The sequence below is a fragment of the Pseudoalteromonas prydzensis genome (assembly GCF_001661495.1).
GTDB classification, from domain to species: Bacteria; Pseudomonadota; Gammaproteobacteria; order Enterobacterales; family Alteromonadaceae; genus Pseudoalteromonas; species Pseudoalteromonas prydzensis.
In genome coordinates this window covers 54,039-75,696 of sequence record NZ_BDDT01000011.1, presented here as the reverse complement: position 1 = coordinate 75,696, position 21,658 = coordinate 54,039, and the positions used below count along the sequence as shown (strand labels likewise).

The window sequence follows — 21,658 nt, the reverse complement described above, 5'->3', positions numbered from 1 at the left end:
AGCGCTTTTTGGTGCTTCGGCGCCATGCTATATTCAATTAAATTCCCTACATTAGGCTCAACTATGAATTATAGCTCAGCATGGCGCGGTACAGCTCCTCGCCTAACAACCGCACTGGCGATGTTAACTTTTAGCACACTAAGTAATGTAGCACTTGCTGCACCAATAAATAAAAGCGATATTAAGTTTATTGGCCCACTTGGCGCTGATATGCAATTAAAGCCATACCAAACTGAACATCAAGATGCGATTATTAACAGCCTTTTACCTAGCATTCAACAACCAACAACAAGCATCACGGTATTTGGCGAAAAATTAAAATGGCAAAACTTAGATAAAGTAAATGCGTTAACTCTTGGCGGCTTACAAGCACTAAAATTTTCCACGCATGCAGAGCGTTTTAGCCAAGGCACTCTCACTCTCAAAGGGATCGAAGAAGCCCAGCTGTTTATCAATGGTGAGAAACAAACTGCCAAAAAACAAAGTTATGAATTGGCATTACCACAAGGCGATCACCAAATAGTGATTATTGCTGAGCAAGTTGCAAACTGGCACGATGTTGAGGTTGATTTCAGTCCGAATACTGACATTGATACGCTAACCTTTAGCACTACAGAACAACATGGTTTATCTGCCAAGCAATTGTTTGATGCGACCACGGTCAGCGCACTGTCAATATCCCCTGATGGCAAGCATTATTTAGTAGCTAAACGTCACTATCAAGACAGCACCGGCAACCAAGCGAATGTTATTACTGAATTAAAAAATGACGACCAACAAACCATTTACCGCTTTGAATCAGGCCAGCCAAGCAACATTATTTGGAGCCCTGATAACAATTATTTAGTGTATTTATTAGATGGCAAATTAACTCAACTAAACCGCAAAACCCTAAACCTTAAGGTGATAGCTAACAATCTAGAGGGTGCAAGCAGTTTTGCTTATTACGATAACAACAGCTTAATCTTTAGCTGGTCAAAATCACCAACAGCAGATAGCAGCCTTACTAAGCATTATCGAGGCCTGCAAGATCGTTGGTCATATGCTCGCACTACTTCACAAGCTTATTTATTAGATATTAACACCGGCCTGAGTAAACCATTAAGCCAAGGACCACTTAGCCACAGCATTGAAGATTTTAATAATAAACGCGGCACTGTATTACTCAGTCGCGGTACTGAAGCCATGCAAGCTGCAACACACCCAACTACAGAATTAATTGAGTTGAACATTGCCAACGCAAACAGCACTGTCCTCGGTCAGTTTGCTACGTTTAATCAAGCAAAATACAGCGGCGATGATATTTATGTCACGGCAGGCCCTGACTTTAAAGAGGGCTTAGGCAGAAACTTGCCTGAGAATATGCTAGCAAATAACTACGACGGGCAGCTTTACCTATTAACCGACAATGGCAAAAATGCAGCACCTTTAAGCCGTGAGTTTGATCCCGCCATTGGCCAACTTGAAGTGTTACCTAATGGTGATGCCATTGTTAAAGTGACCGAGCAAGATAACATTGCATTGTATTTATACGACAAAAGCAAACAGCACTTTAGCAAACTGAATACTGGGTTTGATGTGGTTGAACAATTTAGTTATTCAACTACTCGCAGCCCAGCTATTTTAGTGAGTGGCTCTAATGCATCATCGCCACAACAATTAAAACAGCTAACTATTAGCAAAAACAAAGCAACCACACTTTGGGATTCACAACCGCAAGAATACGCCAATACCAATATAGCTAGCTTAGAAGAGTTTAACTTTACCAATACCGCAGGCACTGAAATTAAAGGCCGTGTTTATTTTCCAAGCAACCTTGATAAAAACAAACAGTACCCTGCGCTAGTTTATTACTATGGTGGTACTTCACCCGTTACACGCGGCTTTACTGGACGGTATCCGTTTAACTTATGGGCCGAGCATGGCTATGTGGTGTATGTAGTGCAACCGACTGGCGCAACAGGTTTTGGCCAGCAGTTTTCGGCAAAACACGTCAATGCATGGGGACAATACACTGCCGACGATATAATGCAAGGCACGCAAGCACTCCTAAAACAGTACCCATTTATTGATAAGCAACGCTTAGGCAACTTAGGTGCCTCTTACGGTGGCTTTATGACCATGCTACTGACCACCAAAACAGATATGTTTAGTGCCTCAATTGCCCATGCGGGTATTTCTAATATCACCTCATACTGGGGGCAAGGTTGGTGGGGCTATTTATATTCAGGCGAAGCATCTAAAAACAGCTACCCGTGGAATAACAGCAAATTATACAGCCAACATAGCCCTGTATTTCACGCTGACAAAGTCACAACCCCACTACTGCTATTACATGGTGATGCTGACACCAATGTGCCAGTGGGTGAAAGTCATAATATGTATACCGCGCTTAAACTACTTGGCAAAGATGTTGAGCTGATTGAATACAAAGGAGCTGATCATCAAATATTCGCCCGAGATCAACGCTTTAATTGGTGGGACACGATGCTGGCATACTTTGATAAACACTTAAAAGAGCAGCCGCAGTGGTGGCAGTATTTATACCCTGAAAAATAGTTTAACAGCAAGCAATAGGCAAACCCGCTCGGTTTGCCTATTGTTAATTATCAAATAATCGTCTAAATAGTGTATAAATACTAAAAATCATCCTTCTCACCATTTACGAATGAGTGATAACATAGCGGCATCATTAAAGGTAATTAAGATACTATGACTATTCATGTTTTATTAGTTGAAGATGACGAGCTATTAGTTAAACGTATAATCAATCATTTTACAGGGACTGAGTTTCGCATTGAAAATGATGCTACTGGCGCTGATGCCTTAGCCATAGTGCAATCGCGTGCAAATAACCCTGATGCTATCTCATTAGCGGTTGTGGACATAGTGCTACCTAAACGTGATGGTCTTCATTTAGCAAAAGAGCTCAATACGCTTACCGATATCGGTGTGATCATGCTTTCAAGCCGTGATTCTCAAGCCGACCGTATTGCAGGCCTTGCCCAAGGCGCTGATGATTACATTTGCAAACCGGTTGATTTATTAGAGCTAGAACTGCGTATGCGAGCGCTTTATAAGCGCTTAAAAAGCAATAATAACCACGATGAAAGTGAAGAGTTTATTGAATACGCTGACTTTAAACTACATCCTGATAACCGTACGCTAATTACAGCCGCTGGGGTTGAGTCTCGTTTGACCGAAGCAGAACATAAAGTGCTAATTTGCTTGATCAGTAACGCGGGTAAAGCAACCTCTCGTGAAAAAATATCAGAAGAAATTGGCCAGCCTGATTGGAGCCCGAACGATCGCACCGTTGATGTGCTGATTGGTCGCCTGCGTAAAAAACTTAATGATGAAAAAGACCAAAAACGCATTGTTACCGTACGTGGTAAAGGCTATATGTTATCCATCTAATATTGACTCAATTGCGCGAGTAACCGCTCAAATGCGCGATAATTCAACGCCTCTTTTAATTCGCTCAGGGTAATATGTGTTTGCCCTTTTAAATCGCTTATCGTGCGCGCAACTTTAATGACTCTATGATAAGAGCGTGGTGACAGGGCTAACTTCTCACTAGCTTTGGCTAAAAACTGCAATTCGGCGGGCGCCAGCGCACAATGCACACTCATTTCTTTATTATTAAGCCGTGCATTCACTTTACCTTGCCGATTTAGTTGTAAATTATATGCCGCCTCAACACGCGCTTTTACTTGCGCACTAGTTTCTTCAGCGTCGGTACTTTGCAGCTGTGTGCTGTTTAACCGTGGTAGCTCTATTTGCAGATCAATGCGGTCAATAAAGGGCCCAGATACCCGTGATAAATAACGCATTACTTGATCTGGCGTTGCGCGTTTATCATTGTGGCAGCCAGTGGGGCTGGGATTGAGTGCCGCTATGAGTTGGAATTGAGCTGGGAACTCCATTTGCCGCGCCGCTCTTGAGATAGTGACGGTGCCGGTTTCCATTGGTTCGCGCAATGAATCAAGCACTTTGCGCTCAAACTCCGGTAATTCATCAAGAAACAGAACACCATTGTGCGCCAAGGAAATTTCCCCTGGTTTTGGATTTGAAGAGCCGCCAACTAATGCCACAGCAGAGCAAGTGTGATGAGGATTACGAAAGGGGCGTTTGCGCCAATTAGTTAAATCAACACTTTGCCCTATAATCGAATACAACGCCGCGGTAGCCAGCGCTTCATCATCAGACATGCCAGGCATTATGGTTGGCATACGTTGCGCCAACATCGACTTACCAGTTCCTGGAGGTCCTAAAAATAATAAATTATGGCCACCAGCGGCTGCGATCTCTAGCACTCTTTTGGCACCTGCTTGGCCTTTTACATCACTTAAATCAATTAAAAATTCAACACCGCTATGCTGCTGTTCAGGGTAGCTAATATTAAGCGGTAACGGCTGTTGATTTAGTAAATCACTCCACACATCTTGAATAGAAGAGATAGCTTTACGCTCAACACCATTCACCAAGCTTGCTAAACTATCATTGACTAATGGTAAAAAGCAGCAACGCCCTTGTGCTTTAGCAGCCAACACCGAAGGAAGTATCGCATTCACGCCACGTACTTCGCCGTTAAGAGCCAATTCGCCGTAAAATTCATACTTTTCAATATCTGTGCAAACGATTTGCCCTGATGCCACTAAAATACCAATCGCAATTGCAAGATCAAAACGCCCGCCATCTTTAGGCAAATCGGCAGGCGCTAAATTTACAGTTATACGTTGATCAGGAAAGCCAAATTTAGAGTTTTCTAATGCACTGCGAACCCTATCTTTGGCTTCTTTCACAGACGCTTCAGGCAAGCCAACAATATGAAATGCCGGTAAACCATTGCCTAAATGTACTTCAACGATCACTTCAGGTGCTTGAATACCCACTTGGGCACGCGAATAAATCCGAGCTAATGACATCCTTTGTCCCTGTAACGTTATATTCTTTACAGTTTAGTCAGGATATTTAAAAACGTGTAGTGTTAGTTGCCATTTCATTGCTGCAAGGCGCAATAATAAAGTAGTTAACATTGCTAAAATCATCGCCATTTCTGTTGCCACGTTAAAGGCAATACCTTGGGTGTAGACGATACCACCAGCAATACAGGTAATAGCATACAACTCACCTTTTAACAGCATGGGAATATTACCCGCAAGTACATCGCGAGTAACGCCACCAAAACAGCCAGTGACAACTCCCATAATAATAGCGGTTGTTGCCGGCATACCTGCAAGCAGTGCTTTTTGTGCGCCCATTACAGCAAAAAATGCTAAACCGAACGCATCAGCAACCTGTAAATGGTAAAGCGGAATTGATTTTTGTTTGTTAATCAAACGAGCGGTAACAAATACAGAAGCAAAAATAGCAATAAAATAACTTTGATCGTGCAACCAGAACACAGGTACATCCAAAATTAAATCTCGGATTGTTCCCCCACCTATCGCAGTGACAGTTGCCAATACAACGACACCAAAACCGTCCATTTTTTTATCATAGGCAATTAAAGTACCTGACATTGCAAATACTGCGATGCCTATTAGATCAAACCAATGGTAAAGTTCTGTCATAGTGGTATTTAAAAAAGAAATAAAGTTACTGCTTTGTAACACACTCTAAAACAACATTTAAGCAAAGATTTACTAGAGCGTTATAAGAACAATAACCGCGGTATTTTGAGGAAGGGCTAAAAAGGTAATTAGGTATTGATGTGCTAACACAGAAGTTAGCACATCAAGGTTATATTATTGCTTGAGCATGCTGCCCATAACACTGATAAACAACTCAGGGTCTTCTTTATCTGGATGATTATCTGGCGCTTCAAAGCCAAATGCCGAAACTGCAAATCCTTCATCTTCATTTATCACAGCTTGGGGTGAAATCATTACTCCATAAGCAGAATCGCCTTCAAGCTCTAATGGGCTATATAGCTTTAACTGCCCCAGCTCAAGTGACCACTCAACAGTTCTTTGCTCACCATTGATAAAGAAGCTGGCAGAATTATCACTATTTACACTTAACACTAAATCAATGGTGCCTGTACCATCATCGGTAATGTAACGAAGAACGTGCTCACCAATAACATCAGCTTCAGTAAACTCAATTTCGTTTGCATCGACATCAGTTACCCGCTGCATAACGCCAAACTCATCACCATCATGCCAAATGATTTTATTACCCAGTGGCTGTACCACAAAGTAAGGGTCAATTTCACTGAGATCATCAAGTTGGTTAGTAAAGTAATCAACAGTGACACTCAAAGTGCTAGGATCGCCACTTGGATCACTTGCAACGGTATAAGTACTTCCTGTAATACCTGGGTCATACTCTTGCGTATGTTCAAGCTCAATAAAATAACCATCTTCTTTAAATACTGCCATAAAGAAGTCACCGCCACTAATAGAGCCTTCTATGTATGCCCCTACTAACGGATTGCTTGGATCATAAATTCGAGTAAACATAATCTCGCCTTCACCTTCGATATTCAAGGTCATGACATCGCCATTTACGTTTGCTGTTATTCCTCCTGTATCACTTAAACCAAAGGAGCCATTGGTGTCTTCTGCCAGATCAACTGTAAACTCACCAGTTTCAGCATTCCATGTAAAGTCACCAAATTCATAACCAGGGAAACCATCGTCCACACCTTCATCAAACATAGTTTGTGCCATCACCCATTTACCATCGCGCAAGACAACAACCACATCCGGTTCATCAGCTAACTGCCATGCACCATCTAATGGGTGGGCAGGTTCAGGGCGAACCAATTCGATTTGTTCACTAGCCTTTGCTTCATTGAAATACCAAGTCTGCTGATTAGCTTCGTTGCACACGCCACCTTGCGAGTAAGTGCATACAGTTAAGAAATCACGATCAAAGTCTGTTACTTCTGTTTGCATGCCATTAAACAACAGCTTGCCTGCTGCTAAGCTATATTCATAACTAGTTGCTACGCCAAGATAACTAAATGTAATCAGATACTCATTTTGCTGTGTATCCTCATTATAATTAGTAGCGATTTTAATTGCCTCTACCCCTTTTCCTTTCGGGTTATAGAGTTCAATAAAGCTGGCACTCGTTGGGAAACCATTCTGATCAAAACCTGAGTTTTCTTCTAACCAATAAGGTGCAAAACGTGTCACACCATAAGTGTCAGCAACCGAGAAGTTACGTAAATGCGAAGAGTAATCTTCAAAGCGCTCGCTGCCATCCGGATTGAAGAACCGGTATTTACGGTATGTAAAGTTTTGCCCATCATTGGTTGCTAACAAACGTTGTGAGAACTCACTATACGGCTGACAAGTTTGCCCTTGTGGACAAATAGGCTGTATGCCATTATCAGTAAAGTAATTATAACGTAGGAATACGCCATCATTACTCACTTGCCATGAGCGGTAGTTTTGATTTAAATTAAAATTCATTAAGCCATCATCATATACATCATAATGCAAGTCTGTTTGTGGTGAATTGTAACCTTGATAAACGGTCCACTTACCTAGTAAATCAGCTTTGCTGAATGTAAGCATGTTATCTTTTACCATTAAACCCGTTGCAGTGCGTGTAGCCGAGTCAGACTTAGCATTAAGTGAAGCGGCAAATTGATAACCCACTTGCACATTCTTAATTAACCAAATCTCGTAATCAAAATTAACTGTTTCTGCCGTACTAGTAATTAATAAACGATTACCAGCTAGCTCCCAAGTTACACTAACAGGGTCTTTATCATTATCTCTTAAAGTACCTGTGCCACCTGCTGCTAGGTCAAAAGAAACCGCATTACTAAAGCCGTAAAAATCACTACCGCCATCGATAACCCAAGTTCCCACGAGCTCTTCAGCTGTTACAGCAATAGTTTGTTGTTTATCTATTAAGCTAAAGTTACTGGTAGATTCTGAAGTATTTACGACTTCTTGCGAAGCCATCCAGCGATCTTCATATTTACTGTACAACTCAACCGCTCTATTGGCATCGTTTTCAAGCAAAATACTCATGCTTAGATCAACCAGATAGTTACATTGCTCTTGTTGCTCATTGCTCTCATCTGTATAAAATCCGCAATTCACAACAGCTGGATCTGTTAAGGAAATATCAACACTCGGACCTTGTTGTTGCCAAGTAAAACCTGCATCAACATCAGCGAAACTTACATAACCACTGCCATCATCATTAAAGGTTAATTGCCCAACCGATGCTCGGTAATATTGCGGCATCATAAGAATATATTCGCCAGTAACATCACTGACAGTTTCATCTACGAGCTCACCATCTTCTTTAATCGTTTCTTTGATTGCTTCGATTAAGTCAGGATCTTGGCTTTGCACTGTATTCGTAAAGTTATCAATATCTTCAGCGTTTGAAATAAGTGTTAATGTCGATTCAACTCCCTCTGGCAACTCATAATTATCATTATCCACGACAATTTTAATCAGTGCGGCTAACAATAATTTTTCATCTGCATCAATGGCTAACAGTGCGTTATTTAACGCCTGCTCATCCTCGACATCGCCATTATCACGTTTGATCAAAGCAAACTCAGCCGTAGTCACATTAGTAATGTTAACGCCAAAATTTTCATCTTTAGTCAGTTTTCCATCATCCCCCGCTTGCGATACTAAAGTGGCCACTGAACGCAATTGAGAAATAAATTCAACTTCTGGGTTAATAGAGTTATTGCCCAGTGCAACCAATTTCACGAGCTTATTGGCATACGAATCATCAACTTCAATTTCAATGCTGTATTTACCACTGTCATCTGCAATGATTTGAAACTCTTCATCGCCAATCTTCACAACAACATTCGGTGAGGCAATCGGCTCATCCGTAACAATACCTGTAATGGTTACGCTCAATACTTTACGTTTGATATTGATTGTCACTGTTGCGGTTGCTGTCGCGCCCTTGTCATCCGTGACTGTTACTTCGAGTACCAATTGTTCATCTACTTCAATATCAGGCGCAGTAAAGCTTACTTGTTTGTCATCTGTGCCTGAAAGCTCAACTTGGGGTCCTGAAATATACTTCCAGGCATAGCTGGCAATACTACCATCACTATCTGTAGCCGTTGCTGTGAGGCTAAAATCGCTGCCTTCTGTAACCTCTGCATCACTACTAATAGTCACAGTGGGTTTATTATTACTCGCTGGTTGCGGAGTTGGCGAGTCATCATCATCACTACCGCCACATCCAGCAAGGTGAAGTGAGCTGGCTAACAGCGCCGCCACTCCCAGCGTTTTAATTCTGCTTTGTGAGTACATTATATTTTCCTTTATTTAAAGCAGGACCAGTCCACATCATCAATATTTGATTCACCAGCCTGCATGTGTCTATTTCATTAGGTCAGTGCAGTTCATTTCAGCGGCAGCAATAGCAGTTACGAAAATACAAGGAAGAAAATAGTGGTGTTCAGCAATTATGAACATCCTTGTACAACCGTTCTCTAAGAGCTTAATGTTTTTTATGCCTTAATGGTTTGCGCTAATTAAATAGGGTAGATTAATTTAATAAAATAAAGGTGCTTATATACGACCAAAATGAGCCGACTGGCGACAACCCATTAAATATCAATAATTTAAATGAGTTACAAATGTTAAAAAAATAAAATATTTTTTTGTTATTCTGCTGAAGGTAGTTACTTTTACAGTTGATTTAAGGCAATTATGGCTTAAATATGTGATAACTATGGTGATGGGTTTAACTCGAAAATGGCAAAGGTCGGGCCTACTCTCCAACCTCTGCCTAAGGAGAAATTTCATATACAAAAATAACGGATACTAATAAACGCAACATATTCTAGCTGCGCTACCAACCATCATAGAATAGACTCAAAAAAAGTCTGCTCTCTATTGCGACTAAAATGTTCTCTTTAACGACAACTAATTAAATTTCAATTAATTAGAGCACTGAAATTCTTTGGCTGTCATATTATATTTAGCCTTAAATATTTTTGAAAAATGAGAGCGTGAGGTAAAACCAACATTTTCTATTACTAAATTAATCTGCTGACCAGTGCGAATTAACTCCGCCGCTTTTGTTAGCCGGTAATCACGGATATATTCTGTGGGAGATAGGTTAACCAGCACCTTTAGTTTACGCTGTAATTGTCGTTCACTTAAGGCAAGTTGTTTTGCGCACATCGGTACTGTTAGTTCGGGACGGTGGTAGTTTTCTGCTAAAAATGCATCGATGTTTGTTAATAGCTGTGCATCTTTTGGATCGGTGATCGCGCTTGCCGTATCCAGCTGCGAATTAGTGCTCTGCGTTGTTCTTTGTTGGTGGTATTTAGCAACCCAAGCCACCCAGTTATCTACTTTCAGTAGCAATTCGGCACGCTCAAATGGTTTCGTTATTACATCCATTGCATAATGATTTAAACCTTTTAATTTACTATCGTGATCCCCTTTGGCTGTTAAGATTATAGCGGGTATATGACAGGTTACATGCGATTGGTGTAACTCCTGTAACAAACTAAAACCATCCATTTCAGGCATCATCAAGTCCGTAATGATTAGATCTGGCACATACTCAAGTAGTAACTCCATCGCCACTTTACCATTTTCAGCGATCAGTACTTTGTATTTAATACTAAGCTCGCTATGTAAATAATTACGTAGATCATCATTATCTTCAACAATCAAAATAGTTGCCATGTTATTACTGGTTGCGTCACTTACTTCGGGGGTAAAATATTGCAACGATGCTGTTGATTGGTTAGGCAATGGTGTAACTAAATCTAGCAACACAGTAAATTCAGTGCCTTTTAAAAGTGTACTCGTGAGTGTTATAGACCCTTTATATTTATCAATAAGGCGCTTTACAATTGATAACCCCACGCCACTGCCCTCTATATTAGAATGGCCACTAGCGCGATAAAATAAGTCATAAACTTTATCTCTTTCGACCTCTGCTATCCCGCGCCCAGTATCACGAACTGTAATTTTCGCCTGCTGTGCTTGTCGCGAAACAATAAACTCAATTTCACCTTCTATGGTGTATTTAAAAGCATTGCTTAGTAGGTTGCTAAAAATAGTAATCAAACCTTCACGACTGGCATTCACATACAAGCCATCATCTATTTGATAGTCAAATTGTAATTGCTGCTCACCCAATACATTAAATTGAGCAGCGATTTCTCGGGCTATTGCCGACAGCGAAATATACTTAACCTCATCAGCACTGCTTTCATCAAACCGCGTTAGGGTTAATAACTTATCTACTAGATTTTCCAATCGCTTAGAGTTACGTAATGCTAAGTTTAGGTTATGCCTTTTTTTATCGCTACTTTCATTGGCAAGCAACGCTTGCAACGGCGCGACCAGCAAACTCAGGGGAGTTCTTAATTCATGGGAAGCATGGGTAAAGAAACGCACTTTATTCTCTAACGTATCACTAAGAGCATTAGCCTGCTGTTCAATAAGTTCTTTTTGCTGCGCTATTTCTTGGGTGCGCAGTGCAACAAACGCTTCCAGTTCAGCTTTTTGTTTCCTTAATCGACGTGTCCATAAAACTATGCACAGCCAAATAAACGCGATCCCAACAACAATGCAGCCAATATAAAATACCCAAGAACGCCACCAAGGCGTAAGCACATGAAAATTAATGAGTACCGGTGCTAATGCTGGTACCCCTGCTTTAGAGAATGCCTCGACAATTAATTGATACTGACCCGGCGGTAAATTGGTGTAATCAATTTTTAAATGGCTGCCCTGTGCGGTACGCCACTGTTGCTCAAACCCTGTTAAACGATAGCGATACTGGTTTTTTTCAGGCTCTAAATAATGTAAGTAATTAATCGTTAGCGACACCCGCTGCACATCGGCGGCAATCTCTAGCTGACGATTTTTCTCGACTTCATAATGCATACCTAGCGTGCTGTTATATCGATTAACTAATGCGTTATCGTCAAAACTAAGTTCTGTCACTGCTAACTTTGCACTACCCTGATTTTGTGTTTGCTCTGCTGGCTGAAACACGCTCACCCCTTGCGTACCACCAAAAAAAATCTGACCCACTTTATTTTTTAAATAAGCACCTGCGTTAAATTCATTTCCTTGTAAACCATCTTTAGCTTGAAAGTGAGTTATTTGCATGCTCCGACCGTCTATTTTGACTAAGCCATTGTTAGTACTGAGCCAGATATTGTGCTGTTTATCACTGATCAAACCGTAAACAACTTGATTGGGTAACCCTTGCTCAAGGCCTAAATGAATAACTTCTCCTGAGCTTGCGGTGATGATATTAATTCCATCAGAGGTCGCCAACCACATATCATTATTAGCGCGGCGTAAAAATGCTCGCACTGTGTTATGACTCAGCCCCAAGCCATTTTCTTGTTTAGCGTAATTGGTTAATTCATTACTAATAAAATCATAACGGTAAGCTCCCTCACCATCAGTGGCAAACCATAATTGCTGCTCGTTATCTTGGTAAATTTTTGTAACTCTTGGTGCCGTTATTATTAAGTTTGAGTCGCCTTGCTTAGTTGCATAACTGATAAATTGCTTGCTCGTGCTATCAAAACGAAATAACCCTCCGCCATTTGTTCCCACCCATACATCATTGTGCTTATCAACTAACAAGCAATAAATGCTATTTTCAGTCAAGCCATGCTCACCAACGCCTGCTTTATAAGAGATCAGCTGACCTTGTTTAGTGATCACGTCAATACCATCAGCCCAAGTGCCAATCCAAGTATTGCCTTGTTGATCTTGGGTAATTGCCTTGATTGCATTACTTGATAATGCCAACGGTTGCGACTGTTTATCTAAATGCTTCACCCGGTTAAATTGACGGTCTAATATATCAATGCCACCACCCCAACTGCCGTACCAAATTTGTTGTTGTGGGTCTTCATACAATGCCCATGCATCATTGCTGGTAAGAGGGCTGGGCTTTTTCAATTTATTAAAGTTGAGAGTCGTTGGATCAAGCTTACTAATACCATTGGCGGTGCCAAACCACATAATCCCTGTTTGGTCCTGAAACACGCTATACACCCTATTGTGTGCAAGACTATAACGATCAAATGGATCGTGCTCTAAACGGCTAAACTGTTTGCTTTGTCGATCATAGATATTGACTCCCCCACCACGGGTTGCCAGCCAAACTCGCCCTTGTTGATCAAATTCAATATCTCGTATTTGGTCACTTGATAAAGAGTTTGCATTACTTGGCTGATGCCGCCAATTTTGATAGCTACTTTTGGCCAAGTTAATTTCATACAAGCCACTGCCTTGAGTAGCCAACCAAATATGGGAGTCGTTACTTTGTTTAATAGCAAAAATACTGGCGGGAATTTGTGCGCTACCAAACACCTTAGCTAAATAGTCTGGTACTAACTGGTTTGTATTTAAATCAAAGTGATGCAGTCCGTTACCATGTGTACCAATCCAAATCACATTGTTCACTTTGGTGAGTGCATACACCGGCTTGAGTAATTTATTGGCAATGCGCTTAACCTCGCCGGAGTCTTGGTTAAGTCGATAAACCATGCCGTCAAAAGTGCCTACTATCAGCCACTGTTTATACGCTAGTAATGCGGTAATTCGTTTATTTTCGAGCTGCGGGCGGGCAAACTGATAATTAAATAAATTTAACTGATTCACGCCACCATGGCGAGTGCCTATAAACAGTTGATTTTGGCTATCTACTAACAAAGGATAAATATAATTATTAGTCAGTGAGTTAGAGTTTTTCGTCGACGTTTTAAATACTTCAAAATGATTGCCATCGAACCGATTTAAGCCATCTTGAGTAGCAAACCACATAAACCCTTGTTGGTCTTGCTGAATATTAAACACCACACTTTGTGATAGGCCTTCTTCTATGCCGTAATGTTGAAATGCTGCTTGGGTATTTTCACATCGTACAAAGCAAAAAATACAAACTAACACTAACAGCCGATACAACATGTTTTTTCTCTACCTTTATTTCAAACTTCTGCATAAAGGATAAGAATAGTCGAAACTAAAAATTAACACACGTAATTAGTAAAATGTACCGATAGAATTAAATAATCTATTTAATTTAGCAATTGATTCGTTTGTCGCAACTGCCAATACCGGGCAATTAAGGTTACCCCTCTTAGCAACATAAAGCAGCTCATCGCTAACCATAAACCGTGATTTTGCCAACTACTAAACACCCAAAACACCCCAAAAAAGCCAACTAAAGCTGAAAACACCATAGTATTACGCATATCTTTCGCACGTGTTAAGCCAACAAAAATACCATCAAACAAAAAGCAACTCATTGCTGCAAGGGGCATAAAAATCAACCACGGCAGATAGCGATTTGCTGCACTAACCACTTGTGGTACATCCGTTAATAAAGTAATTATCTGCGAACCTAGTAAAGCAAAAAACACGCAGTAAGCTAGCGCAAAAAGCGCTCCCCAGAATACACTTATTTTTACCCACAAGTGGATACGTCGAACACTGCCCTGGCCTTTCGCTTGCCCCACTTTTGCTTCGCTGGCATAGGCAATACCATCTAAAGCAAAACTCACTAACATTAAAAAATTCAACAAGACTGCATTAACTGCCAAAGTAATATCGCCGATCCGTGCGCCATAAAAGGTCATAAAGCTAAAACACAGTTGCAATATTAAAGAGCGAATAAAAATATCACGATTAAGACTTAACAAGGCCCACATTTTTTGTGCACTGAACCAGCCCCCCACAAGCAGTGGAACAGCCATATTTTTAGCTAATTTAAGCACTAAAAATAACGCAAAGATAAAAGCAATATAATCAGCAATAACTGATGCCCATGCGGCACCAGCCACTTGCCAATCTAAAAACACCACAAAATAAATATCTAAAGCAATATTGGTAAGGTTGGTGACAAGTAATAAATAAAAAGGCCCTTTGCCGTAATGAACCCCTAGCATCCAGGCTAATAACACCAAATTACAAAGTGCCGCTGGGGCACTAAAAATACGAATTTCAAAATAGCGATAGGCTTGTGCAAGTACCTCGCTACTCGAACCCGAAAGATACGCCATGACATGTTTGATCAAAGGCGATAAAGCAATTAAAGTAAAGGCTACGAGTAGCGCTAAAACTAAACTGCGTTTTAATAACCCGGCTAATTGATGATAATCTTTTTTACCATAAGCTTGGGCAACTAACCCTGTAGTGCTCATGCGTAAAAAGCCCGCAAGCCAAAATAATAGCGAAATCACGGTGGCACCTAATGCTATGCCAGCTAGGAAATGAGCGCTGCCGAGATGGCCAATTACAGCGGTATCAACTAATCCTAACAGTGGCACAGTTATATTTGATAATATCATTGGACCAGCTAACAACAGCAAGCTTTTATGGTGTGCTTTATGACGACTAAGAAACTTTTTCACAGTGTATTATCAATCCTATTTTGGCTATCTTTACCTGCTCACAGTGCAGTTATTTTACAGTACCATCATGTCAGTGAAACCCTACCGGCCGTCACAAGTGTTAGTGCTAAAACCTTCACTGAACACCTTAACTATTTAAAAGAACATGATTTTAACGTCATCGCATTAAATGATTTGCTTACAAGCTTGCAGCAAGGGCAAAGTTTACCAGATAAAACGGTGGCGATTACCTTTGATGATGGGTACAACAATAATTATGAACAAGCCGCACCGATTTTAGAGAAATTTAATTATCCTTACACCATTTTTGTTAATCCAAAATTGATTGATGAAGGTAAAGGCTATGTAATGGGTTGGGACAAACTTAGAGAACTTGCCAAAAAAGGCGCACTGATCAGCAATCACAGTGCGCAACATGATTATCTTCACCGTAAATTAGCCAATGAAACCACCAGCGAATGGCAAGCACGTATTAAGCAAGATATTTTGTCATCACAACAGCGAATTAAAGAAGAAGTTGGTCATGACTATAAATACTTAGCATATCCCTATGGTGAATTTAGCAATCAATTACAAAGTTTAGTAAAAGAGCTGGGGTTTATCGGGATTGGCCAGCATTCTGGGGCCGTTAACAAGGATTCTGACTTTAGCCGTTTGCCGCGCTTCCCAGCTTCTGGTTTTTATAGCAAGCTTGATACGTTAGTGACTAAACTTAACTCGCGCGCGTTTTCGATCCAAAAGCTTACTTATATCGATAGCGTGACCAGCCAGAACCCACCTCAGATCAGCATTAAATTTAATATGGGTGGCTTTCATAAAAGTCAGCTAGCGTGCTATGTATCGGGCATTGGTCAGGCAAAACTAGACTGGTCAGCAACTGATACCGTGACTATAAACTCACCTAAGCCATTAGCTCAAGGCCGCTCTCGATTTAACTGCACAGCGCCATCAATCAATCACAAGGGCAGCTATTATTGGTTTTCACAACCGTGGGTTATTGTTGATTAATACTTAACAGCTTGACTCAATAACTGCTGAGCAATCTTATCTAGAGAGACAACATCTATTGCCGCACCAAGTTCAATTGCGGCTTTAGGCATTCCCCATACCACTGACGATAACTCATCTTGCGCTACGGTATACGCTGCATGCTGTTTTAATGCTAGTAATCCCTTAGCGCCATCACTGCCCATACCCGTTAGTAGGGCTGCAATAGTGTTTTTAGGGCATACTTCAACCAGCGAATTAAATAATACATCAACGGCTGGACGATGACGGTTGACCGGCTCACTCTGATCAAGTTGGCAGTATAAACTGCCGCCTTGTTGTATCACCCTTAAATGCTGATCTCCAGGTGCAATATACGCCCACCCCGTTGCTAGCTTATCGCCATGCTCAGCTTCTTTAACATTGATAGTACAGGTGCGATCCATTCGTTGTGCAAATGAGCTACTAAACACTGGTGGGATATGCTGAGTGATCACAATTGGCGGGCAATTTTCTGGCATTCGTATTAATACTTCTTTGATTGCTTCTGTACCACCCGTGGACGCGCCAATAGCCAGAACTTTATTGTGGCTAAACTTGGCACCCTGCAATGTTTCCAGCGGCTTAACCTCACTGGGCTTAAAGGAACGAACCCGAGCAGTTGCGGCAGTACGCACCTTTTGTTGCACAACTTTTGCGTACTGAGTAAATTGCTCAGAGACATTAACGCTCGGCTTGGCAATAAAATCAACCGCCCCTAGCTCTAATGCTTCCAAAGTAATAGGCGAGCCTTTTTGGGTCAACGTTGAGATCATCACCACTGGCATGGGCCGCAGGCGCATTAAATTTTTCAAAAAGCTAATGCCATCCATTTTTGGCATTTCAATGTCTAAGGTCAGCACATCAGGGTTAAGCTGCTTAATCATCTCCCGTGCTTGATAAGGGTCTTCTGCACTTCCTACTACTTCAATATCATCTGCTTGATGCAAAATTTCCGTTAATACTCGCCGTATTAATGGCGAGTCATCAATCACTAGCACCTTGATCATAGTTAGCCCCTTAAAATAACTCGATATCGGTTTTTGAATCTTGTTTTTCGATATCATGTAAGTAATTGATTTCGCGTTTTTCGATCGCTTCGCTGTGCATCTCACGTAGTTTCTTAACCTGTACCTTGCCTGTTTGCGGATTAAAGTTAACCTTGCGAGGCCAAGGACCGCCCACATCATGAGATACCAAATTTAACCCCTCCTCTTGCACATAAGAATGGGCAAAGCGGATATTACCAAGACCAATATCGGTCATCGAGCGAATAATCTTGCCACCGCCAAATAATTTTATTTTTAAGTTTTGCCTCGAAGCACCGTTTTTAAGCACCTCATTAATTAAAAACTCCATTGCCCAATTACCATAGCGACAATTTAAACTATGCGCGCTGGTAGGCTCTGTACCTCTTTCAATAGGAAGCATAAAATGATTCATGCCGCCAATCCCCAGTTTGTCATCATAAATACAAGCTGCGATACACGAACCCAGTACCGTGGAAATTACTTCATCATGTTTTGATACATAGAATTCACCGGGTAAGACTTTAGCTACAACTCGCTGTTGCCCTGAATCCCAAAACCGTTTGATATGCTCAAAGCCATGCAGTACAGGCTTAAAATTACATTCCATAGCTCACCTTAAGGTACATAGTTTTACCTAAGTTTTTAAACTCACTATGTTCCTTGCCTATCGTTTCAGAGTGACCTAATAATAAATACCCTTGTTCGAACAAAATATTGTAGTAACGAGTAAACAGCTGATCTTTCGTTTCTTTATCAAAGTAGATCACCACATTACGACAAAAAATCACGTCAAAAGGCCCTTTCATTGGCCAATCTTGCAATAAATTCAATCGTTTAAAGTGGATCCCTTGCTGTAACTCAGGTTTAACTTTGAACTGCGCGCCATCTTTACTTTTTAAAAACCAACGTTGTAATTGCCTTGGCTCAAGCCCGTTAACATTCGCAGCCGTATAAGTGCCCGACTGCGCCTTCGCTAATACATTTGAATCTAAATCGGTTGCAAGAATTTTCACATCCCAATCAGCGGGGAATAAACCATGCAAAGTCATAGCAACAGAGTAAGGTTCTTCGCCTGTTGAGCAACCAGCAGACCATATTCGCACTCGGCGGGTACTTTTATTGGATACTAACAACTTAGGAACAATATGTGATTTCAAGTACTCAAAGTGATGTGGTTCTCGAAAGAAAGAAGTCAAATTGGTGGTTAGTGCATTAATAAAATCGCTAAACTCTTGCTCTTTGTGATTGTCTAAATAAGTTAAATACTGCTTAAACGTTGTAAGCTCCAGTACTCGGATGCGACGAGCAAGGCGTGAATACACCATTTCGCGTTTATGTTCACCCAAAACAATACCGCACGCCTGATAAACGATAGCTGCTATTTGTTTAAAATCACTGTCCGTTAATAAAAACTCTTTCATTACAAATACTCATAAGAGGCACGTTAGGGATTCGCTTGGACATTAAAACAATTGCAAACTAAAGGCTCTCACGTTGCATAACATAGAGCCTTTACTTGCGTGATTGTTAACTCAGCCTTAAAACTCCTCCCATTCATCTGCTGAATCAGCAAAGTTGTTGCCTCGTGCTTTGCTACGAATGTTAGTACTACGCGCTGGTGCAGTAGTCGCTTTAGCTGGCGTTATCGTTGTTAACTCTTCTTGCTGATTTATAGTGAAAAAGTTAAGTAAGCGACGCATATCATTTGCTTGCTCTGCCATCGACTCGCCTGCCGCAGAGGCTTCCTCTACTAATGCTGCGTTTTGTTGAGTCATTTCATCCATTTGCGATATCGCTTTATTTACTTGCTCAATTCCAGAGCTTTGCTCTTCTGATGCTTGTGCAATGTCCGAAATCATTTCAGTTACTTTTTGTACCGCAATCACTATTTCTTTCAAAGTTGCACCCGATTCATTCACTAACAATGTGCCGTCTTCAACTTTACCAACACTATCCCGGATCAACTCTTTAATTTCTTTCGCAGCCCCTGCAGAGCGCTGTGCTAAATTACGCACTTCACCCGCCACCACAGCAAACCCTCGACCTTGCTCACCAGCTCTGGCCGCTTCAACAGCCGCATTGAGCGCAAGTAAATTAGTTTGGAAAGCAATTTCATCAATCACACTAATAATGTCTGCAATTTTCTTACTCGACTCATTGATTGCTGACATGCTGGTCACAGCACGGTTAACAACTTCACCACCTAACTGCGCTTTACTTTGTGTTTCTTCGGCAAGCTGATTCGCCACTTTTGCATTATCGGCATTTTGTCTGACCGTACTGGTCATCTGCTCCATACTTGATGCGGTTTCTTCTAACGATGAGGCTTGCTCTTCAGTACGCTGACTCAAATCAGCATTACCTTGCGATATTTCTTCAGCCCCACTGGCTACTAAAGTAGCGGAGGTATTAATGCGGTTGATCACTTCCGTCAATTTATCTGCGGTTGCATTCGCATCCTGTTTTAATTTATTAAATGAGCCTTGGTAATCTTTTTCAATACGAATCGATAGATCACCATTTGCTAATGCATCTAGCATAGTTGCCGTATCAGACACCGCGGCATCTACAATTGAAACAAGACTATTTAATCCTTGCGCTAAGCGTAAGAAAAAGCCTTTTTTATCTCCTTCCTTGACCCTAGCTTGCAACTCACCATTACCCGCAGCACTCACTAAATCAGCCATCTCTTGTTCGATTGCCACTTCCGCGGTACGGTCAGTCCACTCTACAACAGTACCAATGCGTGTTTTTTCAGGGGTAAAAATAGGGTTAGCAATCAAACCAAATGTTCTGCCACCGACAAGGATTTCTGTTTTGTAAGTCTTCTCTAACTTGGCCAACATATTACGTTGATGGGCTGGATTTTTATGGAACACATCAATGTTTTGCCCCATTAACTGGCTACTATCGAAGTTGGGTAAATCTTTACGTAAATCAGACTCAGCTACCTGCATCATTTTTAGCACAGCTTCGTTCATGTATATAATGTCATTACTGGCATCAGCGATCATCGTATTAGTCGCAACCCGATCAAGGGCACGACGCACCCGCAAGTTTTCTTCTGCTTCGAGCTTTTCTTGCTCCGCTCGCGTTACCTCATCAGTAATATCTTCCCATTCAACAATAGTGCCAAGCCGCTCGCCATCAGTGCCAAGCCAAGGAGTCGCAATCAAACTAAAAATAAGCCCTGCTAAGCGTAATTGCGCTTTGTGTGGTTGTTGCAACTCAGCGAGTAGTTTTCTTTGATGCTCTGGTTTTTTATGAAAATCATCGACACAGGTACCAACCAAGCTTGCTACAGAAAAATTTGGCAATGCAGTTTTAAGCGCCCCTTCACGGGCTTTTAACATACGCTGCACTTGCTCATTAACATACACAATTTCTAAATTGTTATCTGCGATCATCACGTTGGCTTGGCACACTTGCAGTGCTCTAGACAATTGCGCGTCATGTAACGATTTGACCTCGGCTTGCTTTTGCGCAGTAATATCTGAGGCATATTTCACCACTTTGTAGGGCTTGCCAGTTAAATCAAAAATTGGATTATAAGAAGCTTGGATCCAAACTGTAGAGCCATCCTTTGCAATTCGTAAATATTCGCCAGAATCAAACTCGCCGCAACCAAGTTTTTGCCAAAACGCTTGATATTCTTTACTTTGCGCATGTGTTGATTCAACAAACATACTGTGATGTTTGCCTACAATTTCATCGAGTTGATAACCTAACGTGTTGAGAAAGTTTTCGTTAGCCGAAATAATCGTGCCATCTAGCTCAAACTCAATGACCGCTTGCGACTTACCAATAGCTTCAATTTGCCCAGCAATCTCATAAGCTTTATTTTTTTGGGCGGTAATATCACTGGCAAACTTAACCACCTTAATCACATTACCGTTCGCATCCAACACCGGGTTATAGGTTGCTTGTATCCACACGTTGCGGCCATTTTTATCAACACGCTTGAATTCATCAGAGATAAATTCACCAGCACGTAAACGTTGCCAGAATGCTTGGTATTCGGCACTTTTCGATTCATCATCAGCAACAAAAATTGCATGATGTTGACCTTGAACTTCTTCAAGCCGATACCCCATAACCGTTAAAAAATTATCATTAGCAGTTAAAATGACGCCGCTTGGCTCAAACTCAATGACTGCGAGCGACTTATTTAAGGCCTCAACCACCAAATCGTTGTCCGATTTTGAATTTTTAGAATTGCTAAACCACCCCATGCCCTTCACCT

At 41.2% G+C, this 21,658-nt stretch carries 12 protein-coding genes; 3 read left to right on the top strand and 9 right to left on the bottom strand.

Annotation, left to right across the window (positions count from 1 at the left end; translation table 11 throughout):
* Positions 1 to 63 precede the first annotated feature (63 nt).
* Positions 64 to 2,559, top strand: coding sequence for an alpha/beta hydrolase family protein (locus tag A7968_RS16860; RefSeq protein WP_064667743.1), 2,496 nt, complete (start codon positions 64 to 66; stop codon positions 2,557 to 2,559).
* 153 nt (positions 2,560 to 2,712) lie between these two features.
* A complete protein-coding gene (locus A7968_RS16855; RefSeq protein ID WP_064667742.1) occupies positions 2,713 to 3,417 on the top strand; it encodes a response regulator transcription factor in 705 nt (234 codons plus the stop codon).
* Here the strand turns inward: A7968_RS16855 and A7968_RS16850 are convergent.
* The 5 genes from A7968_RS16850 to dinF form a co-directional block, all read right to left on the bottom strand.
* Entirely contained in the window at positions 3,414 to 4,928 is a 1,515-nt protein-coding gene (locus A7968_RS16850) for a YifB family Mg chelatase-like AAA ATPase (protein WP_064667741.1), read from the bottom strand. The two genes, A7968_RS16855 and A7968_RS16850, sit on opposite strands and share 4 nt — an antisense overlap.
* 33 nt (positions 4,929 to 4,961) lie before the next feature.
* Complete coding sequence (locus A7968_RS16845) at positions 4,962 to 5,576, bottom strand: trimeric intracellular cation channel family protein (protein ID WP_064667740.1); 615 nt, start codon at positions 5,574 to 5,576, stop codon at positions 4,962 to 4,964.
* Positions 5,577 to 5,750: 174 nt separating this feature from the next.
* On the bottom strand, positions 5,751 to 9,260 hold the full coding sequence (locus A7968_RS16840) for a PKD domain-containing protein (RefSeq protein WP_064667739.1): 3,510 nt from the start codon (positions 9,258 to 9,260) through the stop codon (positions 5,751 to 5,753).
* A 633-nt stretch (positions 9,261 to 9,893) separates the two neighbouring features.
* Complete coding sequence (locus A7968_RS16835; RefSeq protein WP_064667738.1) at positions 9,894 to 13,913, bottom strand: hybrid sensor histidine kinase/response regulator transcription factor; 4,020 nt, start codon at positions 13,911 to 13,913, stop codon at positions 9,894 to 9,896.
* A gap of 110 nt (positions 13,914 to 14,023) precedes the next feature.
* A complete protein-coding gene (gene dinF, locus A7968_RS16830; protein ID WP_084448230.1) occupies positions 14,024 to 15,358 on the bottom strand; it encodes an MATE family efflux transporter DinF in 1,335 nt (444 codons plus the stop codon).
* Here dinF and A7968_RS16825 point away from each other — a divergent pair.
* Positions 15,335 to 16,366 (top strand): polysaccharide deacetylase family protein, encoded by a 1,032-nt coding sequence (locus tag A7968_RS16825; protein WP_064667737.1) that lies wholly within the window; start codon positions 15,335 to 15,337, stop codon positions 16,364 to 16,366. The genes dinF and A7968_RS16825 overlap by 24 nt on opposite strands.
* On the opposite strand, the gene A7968_RS16820 is transcribed toward A7968_RS16825, so the two are convergent.
* From A7968_RS16820 to A7968_RS16805, 4 genes are all read right to left on the bottom strand, one after another.
* Complete coding sequence (locus tag A7968_RS16820) at positions 16,363 to 17,394, bottom strand: protein-glutamate methylesterase/protein-glutamine glutaminase (protein ID WP_064667736.1); 1,032 nt, start codon at positions 17,392 to 17,394, stop codon at positions 16,363 to 16,365. The two genes, A7968_RS16825 and A7968_RS16820, sit on opposite strands and share 4 nt — an antisense overlap.
* A 10-nt stretch (positions 17,395 to 17,404) precedes the next feature.
* On the bottom strand, positions 17,405 to 18,022 hold the full coding sequence (cheD, locus tag A7968_RS16815) for a chemoreceptor glutamine deamidase CheD (protein ID WP_064667735.1): 618 nt from the start codon (positions 18,020 to 18,022) through the stop codon (positions 17,405 to 17,407).
* Entirely contained in the window at positions 18,012 to 18,836 is an 825-nt protein-coding gene (locus tag A7968_RS16810) for a CheR family methyltransferase (protein ID WP_064667734.1), read from the bottom strand. Before A7968_RS16810 ends, cheD begins: the two co-directional genes overlap by 11 nt.
* 117 nt (positions 18,837 to 18,953) lie before the next feature.
* The gene (locus A7968_RS16805; protein WP_064667733.1) at positions 18,954 to 21,647 is read right to left on the bottom strand and encodes a methyl-accepting chemotaxis protein; all 2,694 of its coding nucleotides are present in this window, start codon (positions 21,645 to 21,647) and stop codon (positions 18,954 to 18,956) included.
* Positions 21,648 to 21,658 lie beyond the last annotated feature (11 nt).